The sequence below is a fragment of the Nitrospirota bacterium genome, from assembly GCA_016235245.1.
GTDB lineage: Bacteria > Nitrospirota > Thermodesulfovibrionia > Thermodesulfovibrionales > UBA6898 > UBA6898.
In genome coordinates this window covers 15,888-37,460 of record JACRLO010000037.1, presented here as the reverse complement: position 1 = coordinate 37,460, position 21,573 = coordinate 15,888, and the positions used below count along the sequence as shown (strand labels likewise).

The following is a 21,573-nucleotide window of genomic DNA, read 5'->3' as shown; positions in this document are numbered from 1 at the left end:
GTTGCTATACTCCGTAAATGCCCGTTATTCTTCTTTTCTCTTCCTGCTGCCGCTGTAGAGTTCATATTCAAGCAAGCGGCATTCAATGGGTCCGTTGAAAAAAAGCATCTTTCTTCTGGACCTGAGACCTATCTTTTTGGCAAGCTCGGGATTGCCGGTTAACACATACCCTGAATAACCCCGGCATTTCTGTTTCAGAAAATCCCCTATCCTTCTATACACATTCTCCAAATCCGCGACTGTACCCAGCCGCTCACCATATTCGGGGTTCATCACCAAAACACCGCCGCCCTCAGGGACCAGAGTGTCTGCAAAGTCACAAACACTGAATTCGATCAGATGCTCCACTCCTGCTGTCAGAGCATTTTTCCGGGCTGCATCGACAGCCTCATCGCTTGTGTCAGTGGCAATGATTTTAGACTTCAGGTTTTTCAGGACTTCTGACTTGGCCCTGGTTCGTATTTCTTCCCAGGCTTCGGCATCATAGCCTTTCAGATGCTGAAACCCGAAGTTGACCTTGAGGATGCCTGAGGGCCGGTTCAGGGCAATAAGCGCTGCTTCAATGGCAATCGTTCCGCTGCCGCACATGGGGTTAATAAACGGGCCGCTGTCGTTCCACCCGGAGGCCTTAACGATAGCAGCAGCAAGCGACTCCTGCAGAGGGGCCTTGTAAGGGAGCTTGCGGTATCCTCTTTTAGAAAGCGGCTCGCCAGAGGTATCGATATAGATCCGACAGTCCTCCCCCTGCCAGTGCAGATGAAACACGGCCCGGCTGCGGTCCGGCCCGGAGTCAGGCCGTTTATTGAACTTCTTCATAAAACGATCGACAATCGCGTCTTTGCACTTCTGGCTTGCATATACCGTATTGTCTATCGTAGGGGTATCAACCGTTGAGGTGATGCTGAAGTAACCGTTTGGGCTGATGAACTCTTCCCATGGTATGGCATGGATCTTCCGGTAAAGCGCCTCAGGATTGTCAGCAGTAAACTCGTCAACAAGAAATAATACTCTAAGCCCTGTCCTGAGCCGAAGATTTAGGTCCATGGCATCCTTCATGGTCCCCTCGGTCTCTATGCCTGCCTGTGTCTTAAAAAAGATCGGGAAACCGAGCTCAGCCACTTCCTGCTCAAGATAAGGGTCTATACCGCGGCCGCAGGTGATGAATATTCTGTTTTTATTCATGAGCATATCATTTTCCGGGCCGCTTCTTTGCCCTCATCTTCGGCCTGATGTCTGCAAAGACCCTGAAATGCTCATTAATAAGAAATAGCACTTCCTCAGGCTTATCTACCAGCGAAAAAAGTGCGAAGTCCTCGCGGTCAATCGTCCCCTGCGCAACGAGCGTTTTTTTCATCCAGTCAATAAGCCCCTCCCAGTATTCAGTGCCATAGAGGATGATCGGAAATGACTTGATGCGTTTTGTCTGCACAAGGGTAAGCGCCTCGAAAAGTTCGTCCATGGTCCCAAATCCGCCGGGGAATATAATATACGCAATAGCGTATTTTATGAACATCAGTTTCCTGATGAAAAAGTAACGGAATGAAAGGCTGATATCCTGGTATTTGTTGGGGACCTGTTCACTCGGGATTTCTATATTCAGCCCCACAGAATGGGCTTTCCCCTTTTTTGCTCCCTTATTCGCTCCTTCCATAATACCGGGGCCGCCGCCCGTGATAATAGCAAACCCGTCATCGGCAAGTTTTCTTGCAACAGTCACGGCATCGTCGTAATACGCATTTCCCGGTTTCAGCCGCGCGCTGCCGAAAATCGTGACCGCAGGGCCGAGGTCATTCAGGGTCTCAAACCCTTCTACAAGTTCTGACTGGATCCGAAATACGCGCCATGTCTCAGATGTCTTAAGGTCTTCCATATCGTTCTTCTCCCCTGCTATCCGAGTTTCAGCTCTTTCAGCAGCCTTGCAAGATCAAACTCCCGCTCGATGAGCTCTTTCGTCTTCTGCACCTTCTTCTGCTCCCTGATACTGATCTTGCCCATCACGGATTCGATCTTCTGCACCGTAGCAAACGTGTCCTCATGCACGGAAATGATGGGTGTTTTGGTCATTTTCGCCTTGCCTATGATTACGTCATTCGTATATAACCCGCCGGTAAGGATAATACATCTCGTTGAGGTTTCCAGTGCAGCAAGCTGAATGTCAGAGCGATGCGCACCTGTAATAACCGCCTTGTTCGGTGTTCTCCGGAAATATTTCAGCGCGCTGTCAACATCCATGGCGCCGATCGAAAAAGATTCAATGAACTCATCCAGCCCCTCTTCACAGCAGAGCACCTTGCCGCCAAGGATCTCGTTGAGCTGCCGCACGGTAATCGCATCAAGCAGTCTGTCCATGGGGAGAGCAGCAAAGACCGCAATGCCCCTCTTTTCGAGGAACGGACGGACAGAATTCTTTATATAGTCATGGACTGCCTCAGGCACTTTATTGATCACAGCGCCCAGGAAATGCGGACCGAGCTGCTCCTTTGCACCGACAATTGCGTCAATGGAACTGTCGCCGTTCCACGGCTCTACGACAAGCGCCTTTGCCTTAAGGTAGGGGATCAGTTTCAGACCATTAATACCAAAGGTAACACCGTCATAAAGATCAGTAGCGCCGCCAACCAGCACAACATCTTTGTCGGGAATGGAAGAAAACGCCTTATTGACGGCATCAAATTTATCTGATGGCCTGCCCTTCAGAAGATTATTTTGAAGCTCATACGTCACAACAAAGGGCGATACAACCCCTGCCGGCTCGCTGATATCAAGGGCCTTGCGCAGGAACTCGGCATCAGCATCAACAATACTTCCTTCCTGCTGCAGAGGGATCTTGCCATACGGTTTGATATAACCGATCGAAAGGCCCTTTTCCTTCAACATAAGGCCCAGCCCAAGAGTGATCAGACTCTTGCCTGAGAACCCTGTGGTGGAGCCAATATACAGGTAGTGCATTTACGTGCCTCCTTTATTTTCATGACTGAGGATGATCCTTGAATCAAGGGCAATGGCCCCGCTTCCAAACACAACGAGTGGATTGATATCAAGCTCATGGATCTCGGGAAAATCGGTTGCGAGCATCGAGAGCCTCACAATGCTCTGGACAATAGCATCAATGTCCGCAGGCTGCTCTCCTCGAACACCCTGAAGGAGCCGGATTGTCCTGATCTCATGGATCATCTCGCTGGCCTCTGACAGACTGACCGGCACGATCCTGAAAGAGACATCCTTCAACACCTCAACGTAGATGCCGCCAAGACCGAACATGATCATATGGCCGAAGGTCCTGTCAAAGGTGATGCCAAGAATAACCTCTTTGCCCTTTGGCACCGTCTCATAGATCGTAACGCCACTAATGAATGCCTTTGGCATGAATTTCCTGGCATTCAGGGTTATTTCGGTAAATGCATCCTTTGCCTCTTTTTTCGAACTGATATTGAGTTTTACCCCGCCGATATCGGTCTTGTGAAGGATATCAGGCGAGGAGATCTTCATGACAACCGGAAACCCTATGGCAGCGGCAGCCCTGGCAGCCTCATTCGGCATCTTTACCAGCTGCTTCTTCGGGAACCTGAATCCATAGTGCGTCAGAATTTCGCGTGACGCGTCCTCTGCAAACTGGATCTGATTATTCTGGCGTGCATTTCTGATGATCTCTGCAACGGCATCCCTGTTCACTTCCGGCGAGAAAGGTATTTCCTCTGCCTTTTTCCTCCAGAGTCCGTAATTGTAAAGTTTTCTGAAGGACTTCACCGCCGGCTCAGGATAGGAAAAGTTCGTTATCGCAGCAGCCTTGAGCATGGCCACTGACGACCGCACCCTCTCCTCTCCCATAAAGCTTGTGATCAGGGGCTTGTCGGTCTTCTTCGATGACCCGATAACGATCTTTGCAGTCTCCTCAACATTCACCATGGCCTGCGGAGTCAGAATAATCAATATGCCGTCCACATTCGGATCATTCAGCGTGCGCTCGAGCACTGCAGCGTACCGCTCAGATGTCGCATCCCCGATGATGTCAACAGGATTATAGAGCGACGAGTTCTTCGGAAGCACTTTCATAAGCTGCTCAACCGTTTCCTTTGAAAGCTGCGGCAGATTGATGCCGAGCTTTTCTGCTGTATCTGCAGCAATGATACCAGGGCCGCCTGCGTTCGTAATAATCAGCAGGTTGTTGCCGCTGGGCACCTTGCCGGAATGAAATGCTAATGCTGACTCAAAGAGGTCCTCTACGCCTTCGGCCCTGATAACCCCTGTCTGCCTGAATGCAGCGTTAAAGGCATTTTCAGACCCTGCAAGGGCACCGGTGTGGGACGATGCAGCGCGTGCTCCTGCCTGAGTACCGCCGGATTTGACAAGGATAATGGGTTTGAGCTTTGTCGCTTTTTTCGCAATCTCAAGAAATCGCCTGCCCTCAACCACATCCTCGATATACCCCAGGATAATATCTGTCTCAGGGTCCTGCATAAAATATTCTATGAAGTCCGTTTCGTTCAGATCTGCCTTGTTGCCGAGGCTGATGAACTTTGAAAAACCGATCTTGTTGCCGATCGCCCAGTCAAGTATCGCAATGCCGAGGGCCCCTGACTGGGAAAAAAATGCAAGCCTGCCTTTGGGGAGCATTCCTGCTGCAAAGGTGGCATTCAGGTCGTTTGCTGTATTGATGATGCCGAGACAGTTGGGGCCGAGTATTCGGATATTGCCGGTTTTTCTGAGAGCCTTGAGCTCTTCCTCAAGCAGAATTCCTGCAGAGCCAGCCTCCTTGAATCCGGCGCTGATGATCACCGCTGATCTGATCCCTCTCTTTATGCAGTCCCTGATGCAGTCAGGCACCATGGCAGCGGGTATCGAGACAACAGCGAGACCTATCTCATCCAGCACATCAAAGATGCTTTTGTAAGCCTTGACGCCGAGGATTTCGTCTGCCTTGGGGTTTATGGGATAGATCCTGCCCTGATACCCGAATTTGAGCAGGTTGTCAAGGATTGCATAGCCGACCTTCTGCGGGTCCTGAGAAGCACCGACTACAGCCACAGACTTTGGATAGAAAAGTGTATCAAGCACGATTCAAATCCTACGAAAGAACAGGCATAATAGCATCGCTGCTACTTGCCTTCCACCTTCTCCTTGTCCTCTGTTACTCCCTCAGCTATGCCCTTTTTAAAATTTCTGATCGCCTCGCCGAGGCTCTTTCCCGCAGCAGGCAGTTTACTGGGGCCGAAGAAAACAAGCGCTATCACCAAAACAACGATCATCTCAGGTAATCCAAGTCCAAACATCTCGCCTCCTTATAATGCCATGCCGCTATGCGCTATCTATCGCCTGAAAAGACGAATCCGAAATAAACAAAGCTGTTATACCCCTTCCTGGATCGGGTCGTGGAGCACACCTTCAGGGGCAGCTTCAGCCGGTTCCGCAGAAGAAGCCTCCCCCCCGGCCGGACGCTTCTTCCCTCTGCGCGGTCTCCGCTTCCTGCGTCTCTTCTGCTCCTGCGGCTCAGCAGGAACTGCTTCGGGCTGTGCGGCTCCCTGTTCAGCCGGCTCTGCAGCTTGGGCCGGTTCCGCAGCCTTTGCATGTTTAGGGGGCATCTGTTTCTGATGGGCCGGCTTATGCTGGTCATGTCTCTGTTCCGGCCTGACATGCTCCCTGGGAGCTTCCGGTCTGTCCGCCTCAAGTTTATACTGGCCGGTCAGGAGCTTCGGGTCAGCAAGAAGCGTGACGGTAATGCCGAATTCCTTTTCCGTGGCGGCAATATCAGTGCGCCAGGTATTGATCATATAATTCATGCTTTCCACCGGAAGACGGCAGGTGATCGCCCTGGTTCCTTCCCTGGTTGCCTGCACATGCATCTCGCGGAGCGCAGCAACCGCTGCCATCTCATCGCTTTTGACAACGCCGGTCCCCCCGCAGAGCTCACACTTATGGTGGCTCGACTCCTGATACGCAGGCCGCATGCGTTCCCGCGTCATCTCGACAATGCCGAATTTCGAAATTGGTGTCGTTTCAAAATGAGCCTTGTCCGGACTCATCGCATCCCTCAGCCGCTGCTCGACCTCCCGCCGGTTCTTCGAGGATTCCATGTCGATAAAATCGATTACAACGAGCCCTCCCAGATCACGGAACCTGAGCTGCCGGGCTATCTCATCAGCAGCTTCAAGGTTCGTGTTGAGCGCAGTCGCCTCGATATGCTCCTCTTTGCGCGACCTGCCAGAGTTGACATCAATAGCGGTCAATGCCTCTGTCTTGTCAATAACGATATATCCGCGTGAAGGAAGGTACACAAAACGCTCATGGATCTTGGCAATCTGTGCCTCGATGTTATGACAGGCAAAGATAGGCTTCTTGTCCTTGTACAGCGTTATGTTTATCTTGCGCCAGGGGACTGTCTTTCGAAGAAATTCCTTGGTGTTCTTGAACGCCGTTGGGTCATCGATCAGGACCTCGTCTACATCAGAGGTGAGATAGTCACGGACCGTCTTGACCGCAAAATCCTGCTCCTTATAAATGAGGGCCGGGGCATGCACCTTCTTTGACTCTGCCTGTATCTTTGCCCAGAGCTTGGTCAGGTATTTCAGGTCATTATCAAGGTCCTCTTCTGTCTTGTCACTGCCCGCAGTCCGCAGGATAAAACCCATCTTCTTCGGAAGCTTCAACGAGTTGAAGATCTCCTTCAGCCTTCCCCGGTCTTCCCGGTCTTCGATCTTCCTCGATACGCCGACCTTTTCCTGGCCCGGCATCATGACAATGTACCTCCCCGGAATAGAGAGATAGGTCGTAAGACTTGCGCCCTTGTTATCGCGTTCGTCCTTCTCGACCTGGACAATAAGTTCATGACCCTTAGATATGACGTCCTGCATCCTCGGCTTCTTGTTGCCTTCGACCTGATGCTGATAAAATTCAGGTTTGATCTCGCGCAGTTGCAGGAAGCCGTGCTTCTTCTGGCCGAAATCAACAAAAGCGGCCTGAAGACCGGGCTCAACCCTCACCACTTTCGCCTTATAAATATTCCCTTTGAGATGCTCCTTGCCTGCAGTCTCAACATAGAAATCGATCAGAACATCGCCCTCAACAATAGCCACGCGTTTTTCCTCTGAATGCGCAGCGTTAATCAGTATTCTTTTTTTCACCTTCACCTCGTTGTTCAGTATTCTTCTTGTCCGGTTCATCTGCATCCCAGTCCGGGTCTTTGTGAACCAGCAGTATTGATTCTCTCAGCGGCATGTTCTGATACAGGACCGTCGCCTCAATCATCTCCTCAAGGGGATAATCATGGAAATGGCCGTCCGCGAACAGGATCCTCAAAAATCTCCGTTTCAGCAGAAAGCAGCGTCTCGGCCTGCCGTCTTCTGAAACCAGAGGGATTATAACATGTTCAGGATCTTCCTCAAGACCATATTTTCGAATGAGTTCCTGTAATTGCTCCATAATTGAGGTTCCTCACAGCCATTGTATCAAATAAATCAGAGAAGACCAACAGCACCCCGGCGGTCAGCGTCAGATATGCCAGGGGTTCGGGGCTTGTTCGGCAGACGCGTCAATGATCGGCGACATGCCGAAAGCCGCATTGCAGTCTCTTTCGCACCGGATCAGGTCCGGGATTTGACTTTACGCCAAATGGGAATTTACACTGTATCCCTATGAAAAAAGACCTTATTGCAGTTTTGACAAAGGCCCTTGAATCGCTCGGAGTTTCACCGCTGCCGGCCATCGAGATCGAAACGCCGCGGGAGGAATCCTTTGGCGATCTCTCAACACCGCTTGCCATGGGACTTGCCCGGGCTTTTAAAAAAGCGCCGAAAATAATAGCAGAAGATATCGCAAATGCGATCACGGACAGGCGCAAATTTGAGAAGATCGAAATTGCCGGCCCCGGCTTCATCAACTTCACCTTTACCAGAGAATATCTCGTGGCATCCTTCAGGGAACTGCTCAAGGCCGAGAAGTCCTATCTGCGCGAAAATGTGGGACAGGGTCGCAAGGTCCTGATCGAGTATGTGAGTGCAAACCCGACAGGACCGCTTCATATCGGCCATGCCAGGGGGGCGGCAATCGGCAATGCACTCTGCAATCTCCTCGAGGAGTCAGGCTATTGCATCGACCGCGAGTACTACATCAATGATGCCGGAAGACAGGTGAAGCTCCTCGGTCAGTCCGTGCATGCCAAATATCAGCAGATCCTCGGGCTTGATCAACCCTTCCCTGAAGACGGGTACCGGGGCCAGTATATAGATGAAGAGGCAGCTGCGCTGCAGACAGAGAAAGGCGAATCATACAAAGGCATTCCCTTTGAAACGTGCGGCGATGAGATCACCCGATGGACCTATAAACGGATGCTCGTGCTTATCAGGAGCGATCTCGGCCGTTTCGGCATCAGGGATTTTGATACCTGGATCAGCGAAAAAGAGATCTTCGAAAAGGGCGAGGTACAGCAGGCGATTGACGCCCTGCAACAGAAAGGCTTCCTGTATGAAAGCGGTCATGCACTCTGGTTCCGGTCCACGGATTTTCGTGATGACAAAGACCGGGTAGTGATCAAGAGCGACGGACAGCACACCTATTTTGCGTCTGACATTGCCTACCACAAGAACAAGCTCGACCGGCATTTTGACATCATTATATACATCTGGGGCGCTGACCATCACGGGTACATCCCAAGGATCGAATCAGTGATGCAGGCCTTTGGTTACGATATCAGCAGGTTCAAGGTCATCCTCGTACAGATGGTCAATCTTCTGAAACACGGACAACCGTTCCAGATGTCAAAACGGGCAGGCACCTTTGTCACCCTGAGCGACATTATGGACCTTGTCGGTCCGGACACGACCAAGTTCATATTCCTTACGAGAAAGGCCGACAGCCATCTCGATTTTGACCTCGAAGTCGTGACCGCAACCACGGCGGAAAACCCTGTCTTTTATGTCCAGTATGCAAATGCCAGGATCAACAGCATCCTTGCCAATGCCATGGAAAAGAGCATCAGTGCGGACAATGCAGACCTCTCCCTGCTGTCAGAACCGGCAGAACTTAGCCTTATCAAAAAGCTTCTGACCTACCCTATGGTCCTCGAAGGCGCAGCACGCGCATTTGAGCCGCACAGGATAACCTTCTATCTCCAGGAACTGGCAGCCATGTTCCATACGTATTACCATAACCACCGCGTCGTCGGCGATGATCCCGGACTGACCAGCGCACGTCTCGCTCTCTGTAGCGGCATCAAAATCGTCATAGGCGATGCGCTCGGCATCCTCGGCGTCAATGCTCCGGAAAAAATGTAGGAACTCAGGCGGGTTGACAGAGCTCTGGACATCCTGATTTAATAACGTACTATGATTAAAAAATCTGATAAAATCTGGATGGATGGAACACTTGTTGACTGGGACAAGGCACAGGTTCATGTACTTACACACACCCTCCACTATGGCCTTGGCATGTTCGAGGGAATCCGCTGCTACAAAACGGAAAAGGGCTCGGCTATCTTCAGGCTTGACGAGCATGTCGACAGGCTCTTTGCATCTGCCCATATCTATACTATCGAGATACCCTATTCCAAAAAAGAGATCAGGGATGCGATCATCAGAACGGTCACGGTCAATAAGCTGAAGGAGTGCTACATCAGACCGCTGGTGTACATAGGATACGGCGCCATGGGGCTCTATCCCAAAGGAAACCCGATCAGCGTTGCCATTGCTGCCTGGCCCTGGGGCGCTTACCTCGGCGACGAAGGTATCGACAAGGGCATCAGGATTCAGGTCTCTTCATTCACGCGTCATCATGTCAACTCTGCCATGACGCGGGCAAAGATTTGCGGTTATTACGTAAATTCTCAAATCGCCAAGAAAGAAGCCATTGCCAGCGGGTATGACGAAGCCTTGCTCCTTGACCCTGAGGGCTATGTCTCTGAAGGAAGCGGCGAGAATATCTTTATCGTTCGCAACGGACAGATCAAGACCACACCTCTTACCACCATCCTTGAGGGCATCACCCGTGACAGCATCATCAAAATCGCGAGGGACAACAAGATCCCGGTAGTTGAAGAACGTTTCACCCGCGATGAAATTTATATCGCCGATGAGGCATTCTTTACCGGCACTGCGGCTGAAGTAACGCCAATCAGGGAAATAGACAACAGAAAGATCGGCTCAGGAAGCCGCGGCCCGATAACGAAGAAACTGCAGTCCATATTTTTTGATGTCGTAAAAGGCAAAAACAGGAAATACAAGTCCTGGCTCACACGCATCTAATCCGGCGCGCTGTGCCTGTTCAGATTGTTTAGCCTGTAGTTCTTCAGACTTTCGGCCTACGCAGTTCCAAATACCCAATAAAAAAGCCCCCTGAAAAACAGGGGGCTTTTTTATTGAATTAAATTACCTTATTTTTTGTGGCACTTACCGCAGTTAGCTGCATCACTGGTCTTGAATGCCTTGGTGCCGTTATGGCACTCGCCGCAATTCTTGCCTGCGTTCATGTCAGCCATGGTCATCTTGGCTGAGCCCTTCTTCATCTGGAAAATCTTGGTATGGCAGTCATTGCACTTCAGACCTTTGTCTGCATGGGTCTTGCCATCAAACACGACCTTGCCTGCGCTGCCGCCTGCGAACTCTACATTCTTTCCTGCAGGAACTGCAAACGCGCTGCCTACAAATGCCACGATAACGAGCAGAGCAACAAATAATACTGTCTTCTTCATATCTTCACCCCCTTTCCTGTAAAAAATTTATTCCCTGAATAATCAAGGAGCACGACAACTTCAATACTATATATGCCGAGCGCATTATAGCAAAAAAAAATAAAATATTTCGCTTTTTACTCCCCTGTAGGGTAAAACAGATTCCCGGTAATGCATCGCCTTTTTTTGCTTCAGGCGAAGGGTTCTGCAAGTATATCTCAGAGGTAATCCTGTATGTCAAGTGAAAAGCAGCGGTTTGCTTTATCAATTACGAGCGTGGTAAAATTCCTGAAAATTTCCAGGAGAATCCCATGGCTGATAAGATAAAATCCGGATTAACTTTTGACGATGTCCTGCTGCTTCCTGCCCGGTCTGAAGTGCTGCCGAGGGATGTCAATATCCATACCCACCTGACCCGAAAGATCAGGCTGAATGTTCCCCTGCTCACCTCTGCCATGGATACGGTAACCGAAGCGTCTATGGCGATCGCTATTGCACGGGAGGGCGGCATCGGGATCGTACACAGGGCAATGGCGCCTGACAGACAGGCCTTTGAGATAGACAAGGTAAAAAAGTCTGAAAGCGGCATGATTATTGACCCTATCACGGTCTCCCCTGATTCGCAGGTATCAGAGGCAACCGGCCTTATGGAACGGTACAAAATCTCGGGCGTCCCGGTCACGGTAAACGGCAAGCTGGTCGGCATCCTGACCAACAGAGACCTCAGGTTCGAGAAACATTTCAGCAAAAAAGTATCCGAGATCATGACCAAGGACAGGCTCGTTACAGCAGCGGTCGGTACGTCGCTCGATGAGGCAAAGAACCTCCTCAATAAATATAAGATCGAGAAATTACCGATCGTGGACAAGGACTATAAACTCAAAGGTCTCATCACGATAAAAGACATCGAAAAGAGAAGGAAATATCCGAATTCCTGCAAGGACAAAATGGGCAGGCTCATGGTCGGGGCTGCAATCGGCACTGGTCAGGACACCATGAAAAGGGCCGAACTCCTGATCACTGCTGGCGTTGACGTTCTGGTGATCGATACGGCACATGGTCATTCCAGTGCAGTCATGACCACCCTGAAGGCGATCAAGAAAAAATATGATATCGAAGTAATTGCCGGCAATGTTGCGACCGCAGAAGGCACGCTTGACCTTATCAAGGCAGGGGCCGACGCAGTAAAGATCGGTATCGGCCCGGGCTCGATCTGCACTACCCGTATCGTTGCGGGGGCCGGTGTCCCGCAGCTTACTGCCATCATGGACTGCTACGCCGTAGCAAACAAACACAAGATCCCGATCATCGCTGACGGCGGCATTAAATATTCAGGCGATATTGCCAAGGCACTGGCAGCAGGCGCAAGTTCGGTCATGATCGGCAGCCTCTTCGCCGGGACTGACGAATCACCCGGAGAGGTTGTTCTCTTTCAGGGGAGAAGCTACAAGGTATACCGCGGTATGGGCTCGATCGGGGCAATGACCCAGGGAGCAAAAGACCGTTATCAACAGGAAGGCGTCGAAACGCAGAAGCTCGTTCCTGAAGGCGTTGAAGGCAGAGTGCCGCATAAGGGGACCCTGGCCCAGACCGCCCATCAGCTTCTTGGCGGCCTGCGTTCCGGCATGGGATACTGCGGCGCAAAGAATCTTGCTGATTTCCGCAGGAAGGCGCGGTTTGTCCAGATCACAAATGCCGGTCTGCGGGAAAGCCATGTGCATGACGTCATTATCACCAAGGAGGCTCCCAATTACCGGCCTGAGTGGTAGTACCCTCACCATGCCCGCAGGGAGAGAGATGAACAGCCATGCATGAAGAAAAGATATTAGTCCTTGATTTCGGCTCGCAGTATACACAGCTTATTGCACGCAGAATCCGCGACGGCAAAGTGTATTCCGAGATCTTTCCGTTCAATACACCTATGGAAAAGATCAGGGCCTTTAACCCCAAGGGTATTGTACTGTCAGGCGGACCTTCGAGCGTGTACGACGAGGGGGCCCCTGCGCCAGATCTGGAAGTGTTCAAACTCGGCATACCGGTGCTCGGCATATGCTACGGCATGCAGGTGATGGCACATTATCTCGGAGGTAAAGTCGCCCGGTCCACAAAGAGGGAGTACGGCCATGCCGAGCTTGTGATCGACAGCGACAAGGACTTCCTCTGGGGCGTCTCACAGGAAACCAAGGTCTGGATGAGCCATGGAGACAAGATAGAACAGCTGCCTGAAGGCTTCTCGGTCATCGGCCACACAGCCAATTCACCGGTTGCTGCAATGGCAGACGTCAAAAGACATTTCTATGCGGTCCAGTTCCATCCGGAGGTGGTCCATACCGATGAAGGCACGCGCATACTCCAGAACTTTGTGCATACGATCTGCGGCTGCAAGCCTACGTGGGAGATGGCATCATTCATCGAATGGTCTGTGTCAGACATACGGAAAAAAACAGAGGGCAAGAAGATCGTCTGCGCATTAAGCGGCGGTGTGGACTCATCGGTTGTTGCGCTCCTGCTGCACCGGGCGGTCGGCGACAGCCTGACCTGCATCTTTGTCGACAACGGTCTTCTCCGCAAGGGAGAGGCTGAAAAGGTGAAAAAGACCTTTGAGGGTCATTTCCATATCAGGCTCATCTATATCGATGCACGGGAGCGGTTCCTCAAAAAGCTGAGCGGCATTACTGATCCGGAGAGGAAGAGAAAGATCATCGGCAACGAGTTCATCGCCCTCTTCGAAGAAGAAGCAAAGAAGATTGCAGATGCAGAATTTCTTGCCCAGGGCACGCTCTATCCGGATGTGATAGAAAGCGTATCCTTCAAGGGGCCCTCTGCCGTGATCAAGAGCCACCATAATGTCGGCGGCCTGCCTGAGGTGATGAAGCTGAAGCTCGTCGAACCCCTCAGGGAACTCTTCAAGGATGAGGCCCGCCTTCTCGGCGAAGAACTCGGCCTGCCTGAGGAGATCTGCTGGCGCCACCCTTTCCCCGGTCCGGGACTGGCCATACGCTGCATCGGCGATATTACCGCAGAGAAGCTTCATATCCTGCGGGAGGCTGATGCGATCGTGCTCGACGAGATCAAGGCTGCAGATCTGTACCGCGAGATATGGCAGGCCTTTGCCGTGATCCTCCCGATCAAGAGCGTCGGGGTCATGGGAGATGAACGCACGTACGACAATGTGGTGGCGGTACGGGCGGTCACCAGCGTGGACGGAATGACCGCAGACTGGGCCAAGATCCCCTATGACGTGATGGGAAGGATCTCGAACCGCATCATCAATGAAGTGAAAGGCGTCAACAGGGTAGTTCTTGACGTAACCTCAAAACCTCCGGGCACGATAGAGTGGGAGTAAGAAAGGGCTGACGGTAAAGGGGCCGGAAACCGTATTTTCCTTTATCCTTTCGCGGCAGGTTTCGCTATGGACATCAAAGCTTACCTAAAAGATAAACAGACACTGGTAGATTCATTCTTCAGGGAATTCTACCGTATACAGCGCAACCCCCCTGTTTTGCAGGAAGCAATGCTCTACTCCCTCTTTGCAGGCGGAAAACGCATACGGCCTATCCTTGCACTCGCCGCATACGAAACCTGCGGCGGCAATCCGCGGGATATAGTTCCTTATGCATCAGCACTCGAACTGATCCATACCTATTCCCTGATCCATGATGATCTTCCTGCCATGGACAATGATGATCTGAGAAGAGGCAAGCCTACGAATCACAAGGTCTATGGCGAGGCGATCGCAATTCTTGCCGGTGACGCTCTCCTTACCGAGGCGTTCAGTATCCTCTCGGACCCTTCCCTGTCATCAATGGTTTCTGTTTCTCATCTGATGGGAGCTTTGCGGGAGATCGCACTTGCCTCCGGCCTTGACGGCATGGTGGCAGGGCAGGTTCAGGATATGCTCTCTGAAAACAAGGAACCTGATGGAGAAACCCTGAAGTTCATTCATTCGCATAAGACCGGCGCTCTGCTTCGCGCATCGGTGCGTATCGGCCCAATCCTCTATGGGGGCAGCCAGACCGTACTTGATGCGTTAACCGCTTATGGAAACAGCATCGGCCTTGCGTTTCAGGTAATTGATGATATACTTGACATAGAGGGCGATACCGAAGAAATGGGCAAAACGGCAGGCTCGGATGAAAAGATCCACAAGATGACCTACCCGCGATATTATGGCCTGCAGCGATCAAAAGATATAGCCCAAGGTCTTATTGCAGACGCAAAGTCAGCACTCTCTGTCTTTTCATCGGAAGCTGATGCGCTCAGAGAAATTGCCGACTATCTCCTTGCAAGGAAAAACTGATGATTCTCGATAAAATATCTTCACCCTCAGACCTCAGGACGCTCAGCAATGAAGAGCTCAAGACCGTTGCCGATGAGCTCAGGACCCTGATCATTGAGACCGTAGCGGTAAATGGCGGCCACCTAGCATCAAACCTCGGCATTATTGAGCTGACCATTGCTCTTCACCATGCCTTCAATTCCCCTTTGGACAGGATAGTCTGGGATGTCGGCCATCAATCCTACGCCCACAAAATTCTTACCGGCCGCAAGGAACAGTTCTCGACACTCAGAACAGAGAAGGGCATTTCGGGTTTTCCAAAAATATCCGAAAGCCCCCATGACGCATTCGGCACCGGCCACAGCTCAACATCCATATCCGCTGCGCTTGGGCTGCTTGAGGCGCGCGACAGAAACAGTGAGCATTTCAAGGTCATAGCAGTAATCGGCGACGGAGCACTCTCTGGAGGCCTCGCCTTTGAAGGTCTGAACAATGCCGGCCACGGCAAAAAGGACCTCATCGTCATTCTTAATGACAATGAGATGTCGATATCTCCGAATGTCGGGGCCCTTTCCGCATATATGAACAGGATCCTTACCGACGAGCGGTACCGCAAGTTCAAGAAAGAGACGAAATCCTTCCTTGAAGGCATACCGAAACTCGGCGGCTCTGTTGCAAAGATAGCGCAAAAGGCTGAAGAAACCCTCAAAGGCATGATCCTTCCCGGCATCCTCTTCGAAGAGATGGGGTTTGACTACATTGGTCCAATTGACGGCCACAACACCGAGCTTCTGATCGAAACGCTGAACAGGATAAAATCCTCGACATCACCTACCCTTGTGCACGTGATCACCAAAAAAGGCAAGGGATACGAATTCTCTGAAAAGGACCCCTGTGTCTTTCATGGCATCGGCCCCTTCGAAGTGGAGACCGGCTCACCGCTCAGCACAGGCTCCGTGACCTATAGCGCTGCATTCGGTGCAGCTCTTACAGAACTTGCAGAAGCAGACAGCAGGGTGATCGCCATCTCTGCTGCCATGAAAGAGGGAACAGGGCTCGACTGCTTTGCAGAGCGCTTCCCTGACCGCTTTTATGATGTCGGCATTGCAGAGCAGCATGCCGTGACCTTTGCTGCCGGCCTTGCGGCAGGGGGACTCAGGCCTGTTGTTGCGGTCTATTCCACGTTCCTGCAGCGCGCCTACGACCAGATAATCCATGACGTCTGCCTCCAGGACCTTCCCGTTGTCTTTGCCATAGACAGGGCAGGCCTCGTAGGGGAAGACGGGCCCACTCACCATGGTATTTTTGACATATCCTTCCTGCGGCATATTCCAAATCTCACATGCCTTGCGCCGAGGAATACGGAAGAACTGCGTCTAATGCTTGCCTGGGCAATGAACCATGCCGGCCCTGTGGCAATCCGTTATCCGCGCGGCAGGGCTCCACAGTCCGGTATTCCAGCTTCTCCCATTTTTCGAGGCTGCGCAGAACTGCTTCGTGAAGGTAATGACATGATGATCATGGCGATCGGCAATCCTTCTATTGCTGCCCTTAAGGCGGCAGCTCGCCTTGAAGAGGCGGGTATTCAGGCAGCAGTGGTCAATGCGAGGTTTATCAAGCCCCTTGACCGCGATATCCTCCTGTCGATGGCTTCACGCATACCCAGGATCATTACCGTTGAGGAAAACGCCCTCCAGGGAGGATTCGGCAGTGCTGTGATGGAATGCCTTAATGAAGCAAAAATGTCCCACATTGCTATAAAGAGGATCGGCATACCTGATTCGTTTATTGAACAGGGTAGCATGAGCAGTCTGAGAGCCGCCTGCGGTATTGATGAAGAAGGTATCTACCAGGCCGCCCTCGCCTTCATAAAAGAACCTCTTTGCAGCAGATGATTCTGCCCTCTCCATGAACAGCATTCCTGTATAAATATTGTTTTTTTCTTTATAATAGTCTCACCATCTCGCACAATATTCCGCGTCATTCCGTTTAGAATTATTGATGAAACAGAAAGACAGATTAGATAAGATCATTGTTGACCGGTCGCTCGTCAAGAGCAGAGACAGGGCAAAAGCGCTCATTATGGCCGGAAATGTCCTGGTTGACGGAAAAGAGGAATCCAAGGCTGGCGCTCTCGTAGATATCAATGCTGTTGTTGCGCTCAGGGAGAACGACATCCCTTTTGTCAGCAGAGGCGGCATCAAACTCGAAGGTGCGCTTGAGTTCTCCCATATCGACCTTGCCGCTAAAATCGTCATGGATATCGGAAGCTCGACGGGAGGCTTTACTGACTGTGTTTTAAAAAGAGGTGCAGCAAGGGTCTATGCCATTGATGTCGGTTATGGCCAGCTTGACTGGTCTCTCAGGAATGACCCTCGCGTTATTCTGCTCGAAAAGACAAACATCAGACACCTCGAGGCTGACCGCATACCTGAACCGATCGATCTTGTCGTTATTGATGTCTCATTCATTTCGCTCACCCAGGTGCTTCCGAGAGTGCTGGATTTTCTGGGTCATGACGGCGACGTACTCGCACTGGTGAAGCCACAATTCGAGGTCGGCAAGGGCATGGTCGATAAAGGCGGCGTAATACGGGATGAGTCGAAAAGACTGGCTGCGGTGAAGAAAGTGAGCGATTTTTCAGCAGCATCAGGGTTCATTGTCATGGGAGATTATGAATCGCCGCTTCCGGGGCAGAAGGGCAACAGAGAATACTTTATTCACCTAAGGAGAAAAAATCATGGATGAGCCAATTCTGATAGGACTCGACTACTCAGTCGCATCAAAAGAAGTAGTAGAGGTCCTGATTGAGGCTGCTGATGACGCAGATATCTTTCAGGAGATCGCCAGCGCAAATATAACAAGACCGGAAATCCTGCAGGTGCTGTACGATCATCCGGACACTCCTGCTGACGTCAGGAGCCTGATCTCCGGGTCTCTCCATCTTCCCGCCAAAACGACAACAGCCGTGGCACGGACGGAGAGGCCAAAAGAGGTCCGTGTGCAGAATATCCTCCAGAAGATCCAGACACTGACCGTATCCGAAAGAGTCCAGCTGGCGATGAAGGGCAGCAGGGAAGTCCGCGGCATTCTGATCAAGGACACGAACAAGGAGGTCATGCTCAGCGTACTGGACAACCAGAAGATCACCGATACGGAGATAGAGCTGATCGCCCGCTCCCGTTCTATCCACGAAGAGGCGCTGAGAAGGATCTCGAAGAACAGGGAATGGCTCAAGAGCTACGCAGTAGTTCACGCATTGGTTACAAACCCCAAGACACCGCCAGGGATATCCATGGGCCTGATCGGCGAAATCAAGACCAAAGACCTCATCATACTGGAGAAGAACAAAAATGTGCCTGAAGTCATACGTGGCGCATCAAAACGGCTGCTTCAGGCGAGAAAGCCCCGATAGAAAAGAAGCAAATAAACGAGACGGTCATGAAGTCCGGGGCAAAACAGATGATAAACAGCCCCGACTTCCGGACAATCGCTCCCGCAGATGGTCTCTCTCTATGTCGATGGAAATACCCGGAAGGATTTCAATAAACCCTTTGCCCTGCATAGTCTCGCTGACAAAGTTCAGTCCCTGCTTTCCACCTGACCACGCATCCCATTATGCAAACGTTTGTATTGAATTTTTTTGAGAAATGCCGTTTAATACATGCTCACGTGAGGACATAACGACATGAACCACCGTTTTCGGATAACAAAAGCACATACGAAGATTACGCAGAGGTCTACGATCCAGAAGGCGATCGACTTCATACGTGAAACAGATCTCGAACCGCCCTACCTTCTCATGGACAAAGCCAAAGTGCGTCAGAAAGTCCATGCCATAGGCAAAAATATCAGAAATTCCGAAGTCTACTATGCGGTCAAGGCAAATCCTGACATCGAGACCCTGAAGCTCATCAACAGCCTCGGTATCGGCTTTGAGATAGCGTCAGAGGGAGAGATGAGCGTCCTAGAATCCATCGGGGTCACCAGTGACAGAATGATCACAAGCAACCCCATCAAGACCTTCCGTTTTCTGAGGATGGCCGCAAAATCAGGCGTTGACTATTTTTCCTATGACTCGGAGGCCGAAGTTCTCAAGATGAAGGAATACACTCCAGGAGCCAATGTCTATGTGCGGCTGACTGTCCCCAATGAAGGCAGCGAGTGGCCCCTCAGCAAAAAATTCGGCGTCGAGGTCGAAGAGGCGGAGGAACTGCTTGTGCTTGCAAAAAAGAAGGGGCTCAACCCCGTTGGCATCACTTTTCATGTAGGCTCACAGTGTACGAATATGTATAACTGGAACTCTGCCCTAGACAAGGCAAAGGACCTCTGGGACAGGGCTGACAAGGCCGGGATCAAGCTTTCCCTCCTGAATATCGGGGGAGGATACCCGATACGGTATACCAAAGATGTTGTCGGCATCTCCGCGATCGAGAAGAATATCAATAAGGCGATTTATCAGAAGTTTCCGAAAAAAACCCGCATCCTTATCGAACCCGGGAGGTCGGTAGTTGGGGATGCAGGCATATTCGTTACAAAGGTAATCGGGAAAACCAGTCGCGGTGACGAAAAATGGCTCTCTATCGATGTTGGCGTTTTCAACGGCCTCATGGAGAGTATCGGAGGCATTCAATACAGCTATGTTGTCGAGGGCTCAAAAGAGATCAAAAAATGGACCCTCGCCGGCCCAAGCTGCGACAGTTTTGACGTTATCGAAAAAAACATTATGCTGCCGGAACCTGCCATCGGCAATTATATTTTGATCCTTTCGAGCGGCGCATATACCATCTCCTACGCATCTGAATTCAACGGCTTTTCCATTCCAAAGACAATCCTTATCTGATGCAGCGAAACATCCTCATAGTGCTATTATCAGACTTCCTGCAATATTTAAACTCATTAAAATATAAGGATATTTCTATTTTTCTTGACACGATTACCCCCTACCTGTTAGATTATTAGCACTCTAACTTGGAGAGTGCTAATGGGTTTGGATGAAAGAAGTGGACAGATATTACAGGCTGTAATTCAGTTATATATAAGCTCGCCTGGGCCTGTCGGTTCGCGGGCAGTAACCAAGAAATTTCCCCTGGGCCTTTCCTCGGCAACCATACGCAACATCATGTCCGATCTTGAAGAGATGGGGTTTCTGCGCCAGCCGCATACCTCGGCAGGCCGTGTGCCGACTGACGTCGGATACCGCTTCTATGTGGATGCACTGACAACTGAAAAAAATGAGGCGGATTCAGAGCTTGTTAATGAAATGGGCAGAAAGCTTGATCTGTTCAGGAAAGACGTCGATTCATTTTTGGACAATGCGTCGCGGATGCTTTCGGAGCTATCGCACTATATAGGCATTTCCGTATCGCCAAATGCCAACCGGACGATCCTGAGCAGGATTGAGCTGGTGCCGTATCGGAAAAACCAGATTGCGGTCGTTCTCTTTGCTGATGAGTCTATCATCAGGAGCAAGATCATAGCAGTGGAGCAGGAAATGTCGCGGAGCGATCTGAACCGGCTTTCTGACTACATTAATGAGCGGTTTTCAGGATACTCTCTCGATATGGCAAGAAAGACCATTATCGAAGAGATATCGAGCGACCGGGTAATCTGCAACAGCCTCTTAGGCGAGGCAACAAGAATCTGCAGAGACGTTTTGGCAATATCGGACAGCGACATTTTCATCTCTGGCCTGTCTGATATGATCAATCTCCCTGATTTCTGCGATATCGGCAGAATTCGGGGACTTCTGAAGACCCTTGAGGACAAACATATCATACTCGGCTTTCTCGACAAGATCGCTGATACGGACGGCACTCAGGTCTTCATCGGATCAGAGAACCCTCTTGACGAGATGAAACAGTTCAGCCTCGTGGCTTCCAGATATAAGGAGGGGAACAGACCCATGGGCGCCATCGGCATCATCGGTCCGACAAGAATGAATTACTCGCAGGCAATAACGCTGGTTGACACAACTGCCAGGTTCATAACAGAAATACTGACATACAACAAATAGGAAGGTGCATTTTGGGAGAAAAAGATCTGGGCAGGGAAAACGAAGATATCGGAGAGGATGACATCGAGATTGTTAACGACAGTCCTGACGTGGAAGCTGAACAGCAGAAACCTGCGGTCAGTTCCGGGCTGGATGAACTAAACAGCAGGTACTTGCGGCTGTACGCTGATTTTGAAAATTACCGGAAGCGCGTCAATAAAGACAAGGAAGACCTCATACGGTACGGAAATGAATCCCTGCTGTATGAGCTTTTGCCTGCCATAGACAACCTTGAGCTTGCGCTGAAGCACTCCTCGGGAGAAGTAAGCAACGGTCTGATACAGGGCGTTGAAGTGACCCACAAGGAATTGCAAAGAACGCTCGAAAAATTCGGGCTCGTCCGCATCGAGGCGATGGGCAGGGCTTTTGACCCCGCAGTCCATCATGCCATGTCACAGGTAGAGCGTGATGATATTGACGATAAAATGATAGCAGAGGAGTTCAGGGCCGGGTACCGGTATCGCGACAAGGTGCTCAGACCCTCTCTCGTGGCCGTTTCAGTAAAAGTGCAGAAGCAGCAGAGTGATGATGCAGAAGCATCAGAAATCAAAAAACACGATTCCATAGAGGAGGAACAATAAG

Annotated in this window: 19 protein-coding genes; 11 read left to right on the top strand and 8 right to left on the bottom strand. The window is 50.9% G+C overall.

All coding sequences use genetic code 11. The annotated features are described in order from the left end of the window. Positions 1-24 precede the first annotated feature (24 nt). From HZB31_14750 to HZB31_14720, 7 genes are all read right to left on the bottom strand, one after another. The gene (locus HZB31_14750; protein ID MBI5849181.1) at positions 25-1,182 is read right to left on the bottom strand and encodes a class I SAM-dependent RNA methyltransferase; all 1,158 of its coding nucleotides are present in this window, start codon (positions 1,180-1,182) and stop codon (positions 25-27) included. Positions 1,183-1,189: 7 nt separating this feature from the next. Further along, the gene (locus HZB31_14745) at positions 1,190-1,870 is read right to left on the bottom strand and encodes a TIGR00730 family Rossman fold protein (protein MBI5849180.1); all 681 of its coding nucleotides are present in this window, start codon (positions 1,868-1,870) and stop codon (positions 1,190-1,192) included. A 17-nt stretch (positions 1,871-1,887) separates the two neighbouring features. Then, a complete protein-coding gene (locus tag HZB31_14740; protein MBI5849179.1) occupies positions 1,888-2,949 on the bottom strand; it encodes a phosphotransacetylase family protein in 1,062 nt (353 codons plus the stop codon). Then, on the bottom strand, positions 2,950-5,055 hold the full coding sequence (locus HZB31_14735; protein ID MBI5849178.1) for an acetate--CoA ligase family protein: 2,106 nt from the start codon (positions 5,053-5,055) through the stop codon (positions 2,950-2,952). A 41-nt stretch (positions 5,056-5,096) separates the two neighbouring features. Then, positions 5,097-5,270 (bottom strand): twin-arginine translocase TatA/TatE family subunit, encoded by a 174-nt coding sequence (gene tatA / locus HZB31_14730; protein MBI5849177.1) that lies wholly within the window; start codon positions 5,268-5,270, stop codon positions 5,097-5,099. A gap of 75 nt (positions 5,271-5,345) precedes the next feature. Further along, positions 5,346-7,118 carry an Rne/Rng family ribonuclease gene (locus HZB31_14725; GenBank protein ID MBI5849176.1) on the bottom strand — a complete coding sequence of 591 codons (1,773 nt, stop codon included), beginning with the start codon at positions 7,116-7,118 and terminating at the stop codon, positions 5,346-5,348. Further along, positions 7,096-7,416: a hypothetical protein gene (locus tag HZB31_14720; GenBank protein ID MBI5849175.1), complete on the bottom strand. Its 321-nt coding sequence runs from the start codon at positions 7,414-7,416 to the stop codon at positions 7,096-7,098. Before HZB31_14720 ends, HZB31_14725 begins: the two co-directional genes overlap by 23 nt. 212 nt (positions 7,417-7,628) lie before the next feature. Between HZB31_14720 and HZB31_14715 the strand changes: the two genes are divergently transcribed. After that, positions 7,629-9,266: an arginine--tRNA ligase gene (locus tag HZB31_14715; GenBank protein MBI5849174.1), complete on the top strand. Its 1,638-nt coding sequence runs from the start codon at positions 7,629-7,631 to the stop codon at positions 9,264-9,266. Positions 9,267-9,317: 51 nt separating this feature from the next. Then, on the top strand, positions 9,318-10,232 hold the full coding sequence (locus HZB31_14710; GenBank protein ID MBI5849173.1) for a branched-chain amino acid transaminase: 915 nt from the start codon (positions 9,318-9,320) through the stop codon (positions 10,230-10,232). Positions 10,233-10,360: 128 nt separating this feature from the next. Here HZB31_14710 and HZB31_14705 read toward each other — a convergent pair whose 3' ends face one another. Then, positions 10,361-10,678 carry a cytochrome c3 family protein gene (locus HZB31_14705; protein MBI5849172.1) on the bottom strand — a complete coding sequence of 106 codons (318 nt, stop codon included), beginning with the start codon at positions 10,676-10,678 and terminating at the stop codon, positions 10,361-10,363. 290 nt (positions 10,679-10,968) lie between these two features. On the opposite strand from HZB31_14705, the gene guaB reads away from it, so the two are divergent. The 9 genes from guaB (at position 10,969) to grpE (ending at position 21,572) form a co-directional block, all read left to right on the top strand. Next, positions 10,969-12,426, top strand: a complete 1,458-nt coding sequence (gene guaB / locus HZB31_14700; protein MBI5849171.1) for an IMP dehydrogenase — start codon at positions 10,969-10,971, stop codon at positions 12,424-12,426. 38 nt (positions 12,427-12,464) lie between these two features. After that, positions 12,465-14,003 carry a glutamine-hydrolyzing GMP synthase gene (gene guaA / locus HZB31_14695; GenBank protein ID MBI5849170.1) on the top strand — a complete coding sequence of 513 codons (1,539 nt, stop codon included), beginning with the start codon at positions 12,465-12,467 and terminating at the stop codon, positions 14,001-14,003. A gap of 66 nt (positions 14,004-14,069) precedes the next feature. Continuing rightward, entirely contained in the window at positions 14,070-14,957 is an 888-nt protein-coding gene (locus HZB31_14690; protein ID MBI5849169.1) for a polyprenyl synthetase family protein, read from the top strand. Beyond that, entirely contained in the window at positions 14,957-16,831 is a 1,875-nt protein-coding gene (locus HZB31_14685; protein MBI5849168.1) for a 1-deoxy-D-xylulose-5-phosphate synthase, read from the top strand. The genes HZB31_14690 and HZB31_14685 overlap by 1 nt, the downstream gene beginning before the upstream one ends. Before the next feature lie 106 nt (positions 16,832-16,937). Next, positions 16,938-17,684 carry a TlyA family RNA methyltransferase gene (locus HZB31_14680; protein MBI5849167.1) on the top strand — a complete coding sequence of 249 codons (747 nt, stop codon included), beginning with the start codon at positions 16,938-16,940 and terminating at the stop codon, positions 17,682-17,684. Next, positions 17,677-18,351: a hypothetical protein gene (locus tag HZB31_14675; GenBank protein MBI5849166.1), complete on the top strand. Its 675-nt coding sequence runs from the start codon at positions 17,677-17,679 to the stop codon at positions 18,349-18,351. The genes HZB31_14680 and HZB31_14675 overlap by 8 nt, the downstream gene beginning before the upstream one ends. A 273-nt stretch (positions 18,352-18,624) precedes the next feature. Beyond that, entirely contained in the window at positions 18,625-19,779 is a 1,155-nt protein-coding gene (locus HZB31_14670) for a type III PLP-dependent enzyme (GenBank protein ID MBI5849165.1), read from the top strand. Between the two features lie 141 nt (positions 19,780-19,920). Continuing rightward, complete coding sequence (gene hrcA / locus HZB31_14665) at positions 19,921-20,952, top strand: heat-inducible transcription repressor HrcA (protein MBI5849164.1); 1,032 nt, start codon at positions 19,921-19,923, stop codon at positions 20,950-20,952. A gap of 11 nt (positions 20,953-20,963) precedes the next feature. Next, positions 20,964-21,572, top strand: coding sequence for a nucleotide exchange factor GrpE (gene grpE / locus HZB31_14660; GenBank protein ID MBI5849163.1), 609 nt, complete (start codon positions 20,964-20,966; stop codon positions 21,570-21,572). The last annotated feature ends 1 nt before the right edge of the window (position 21,573 follow it).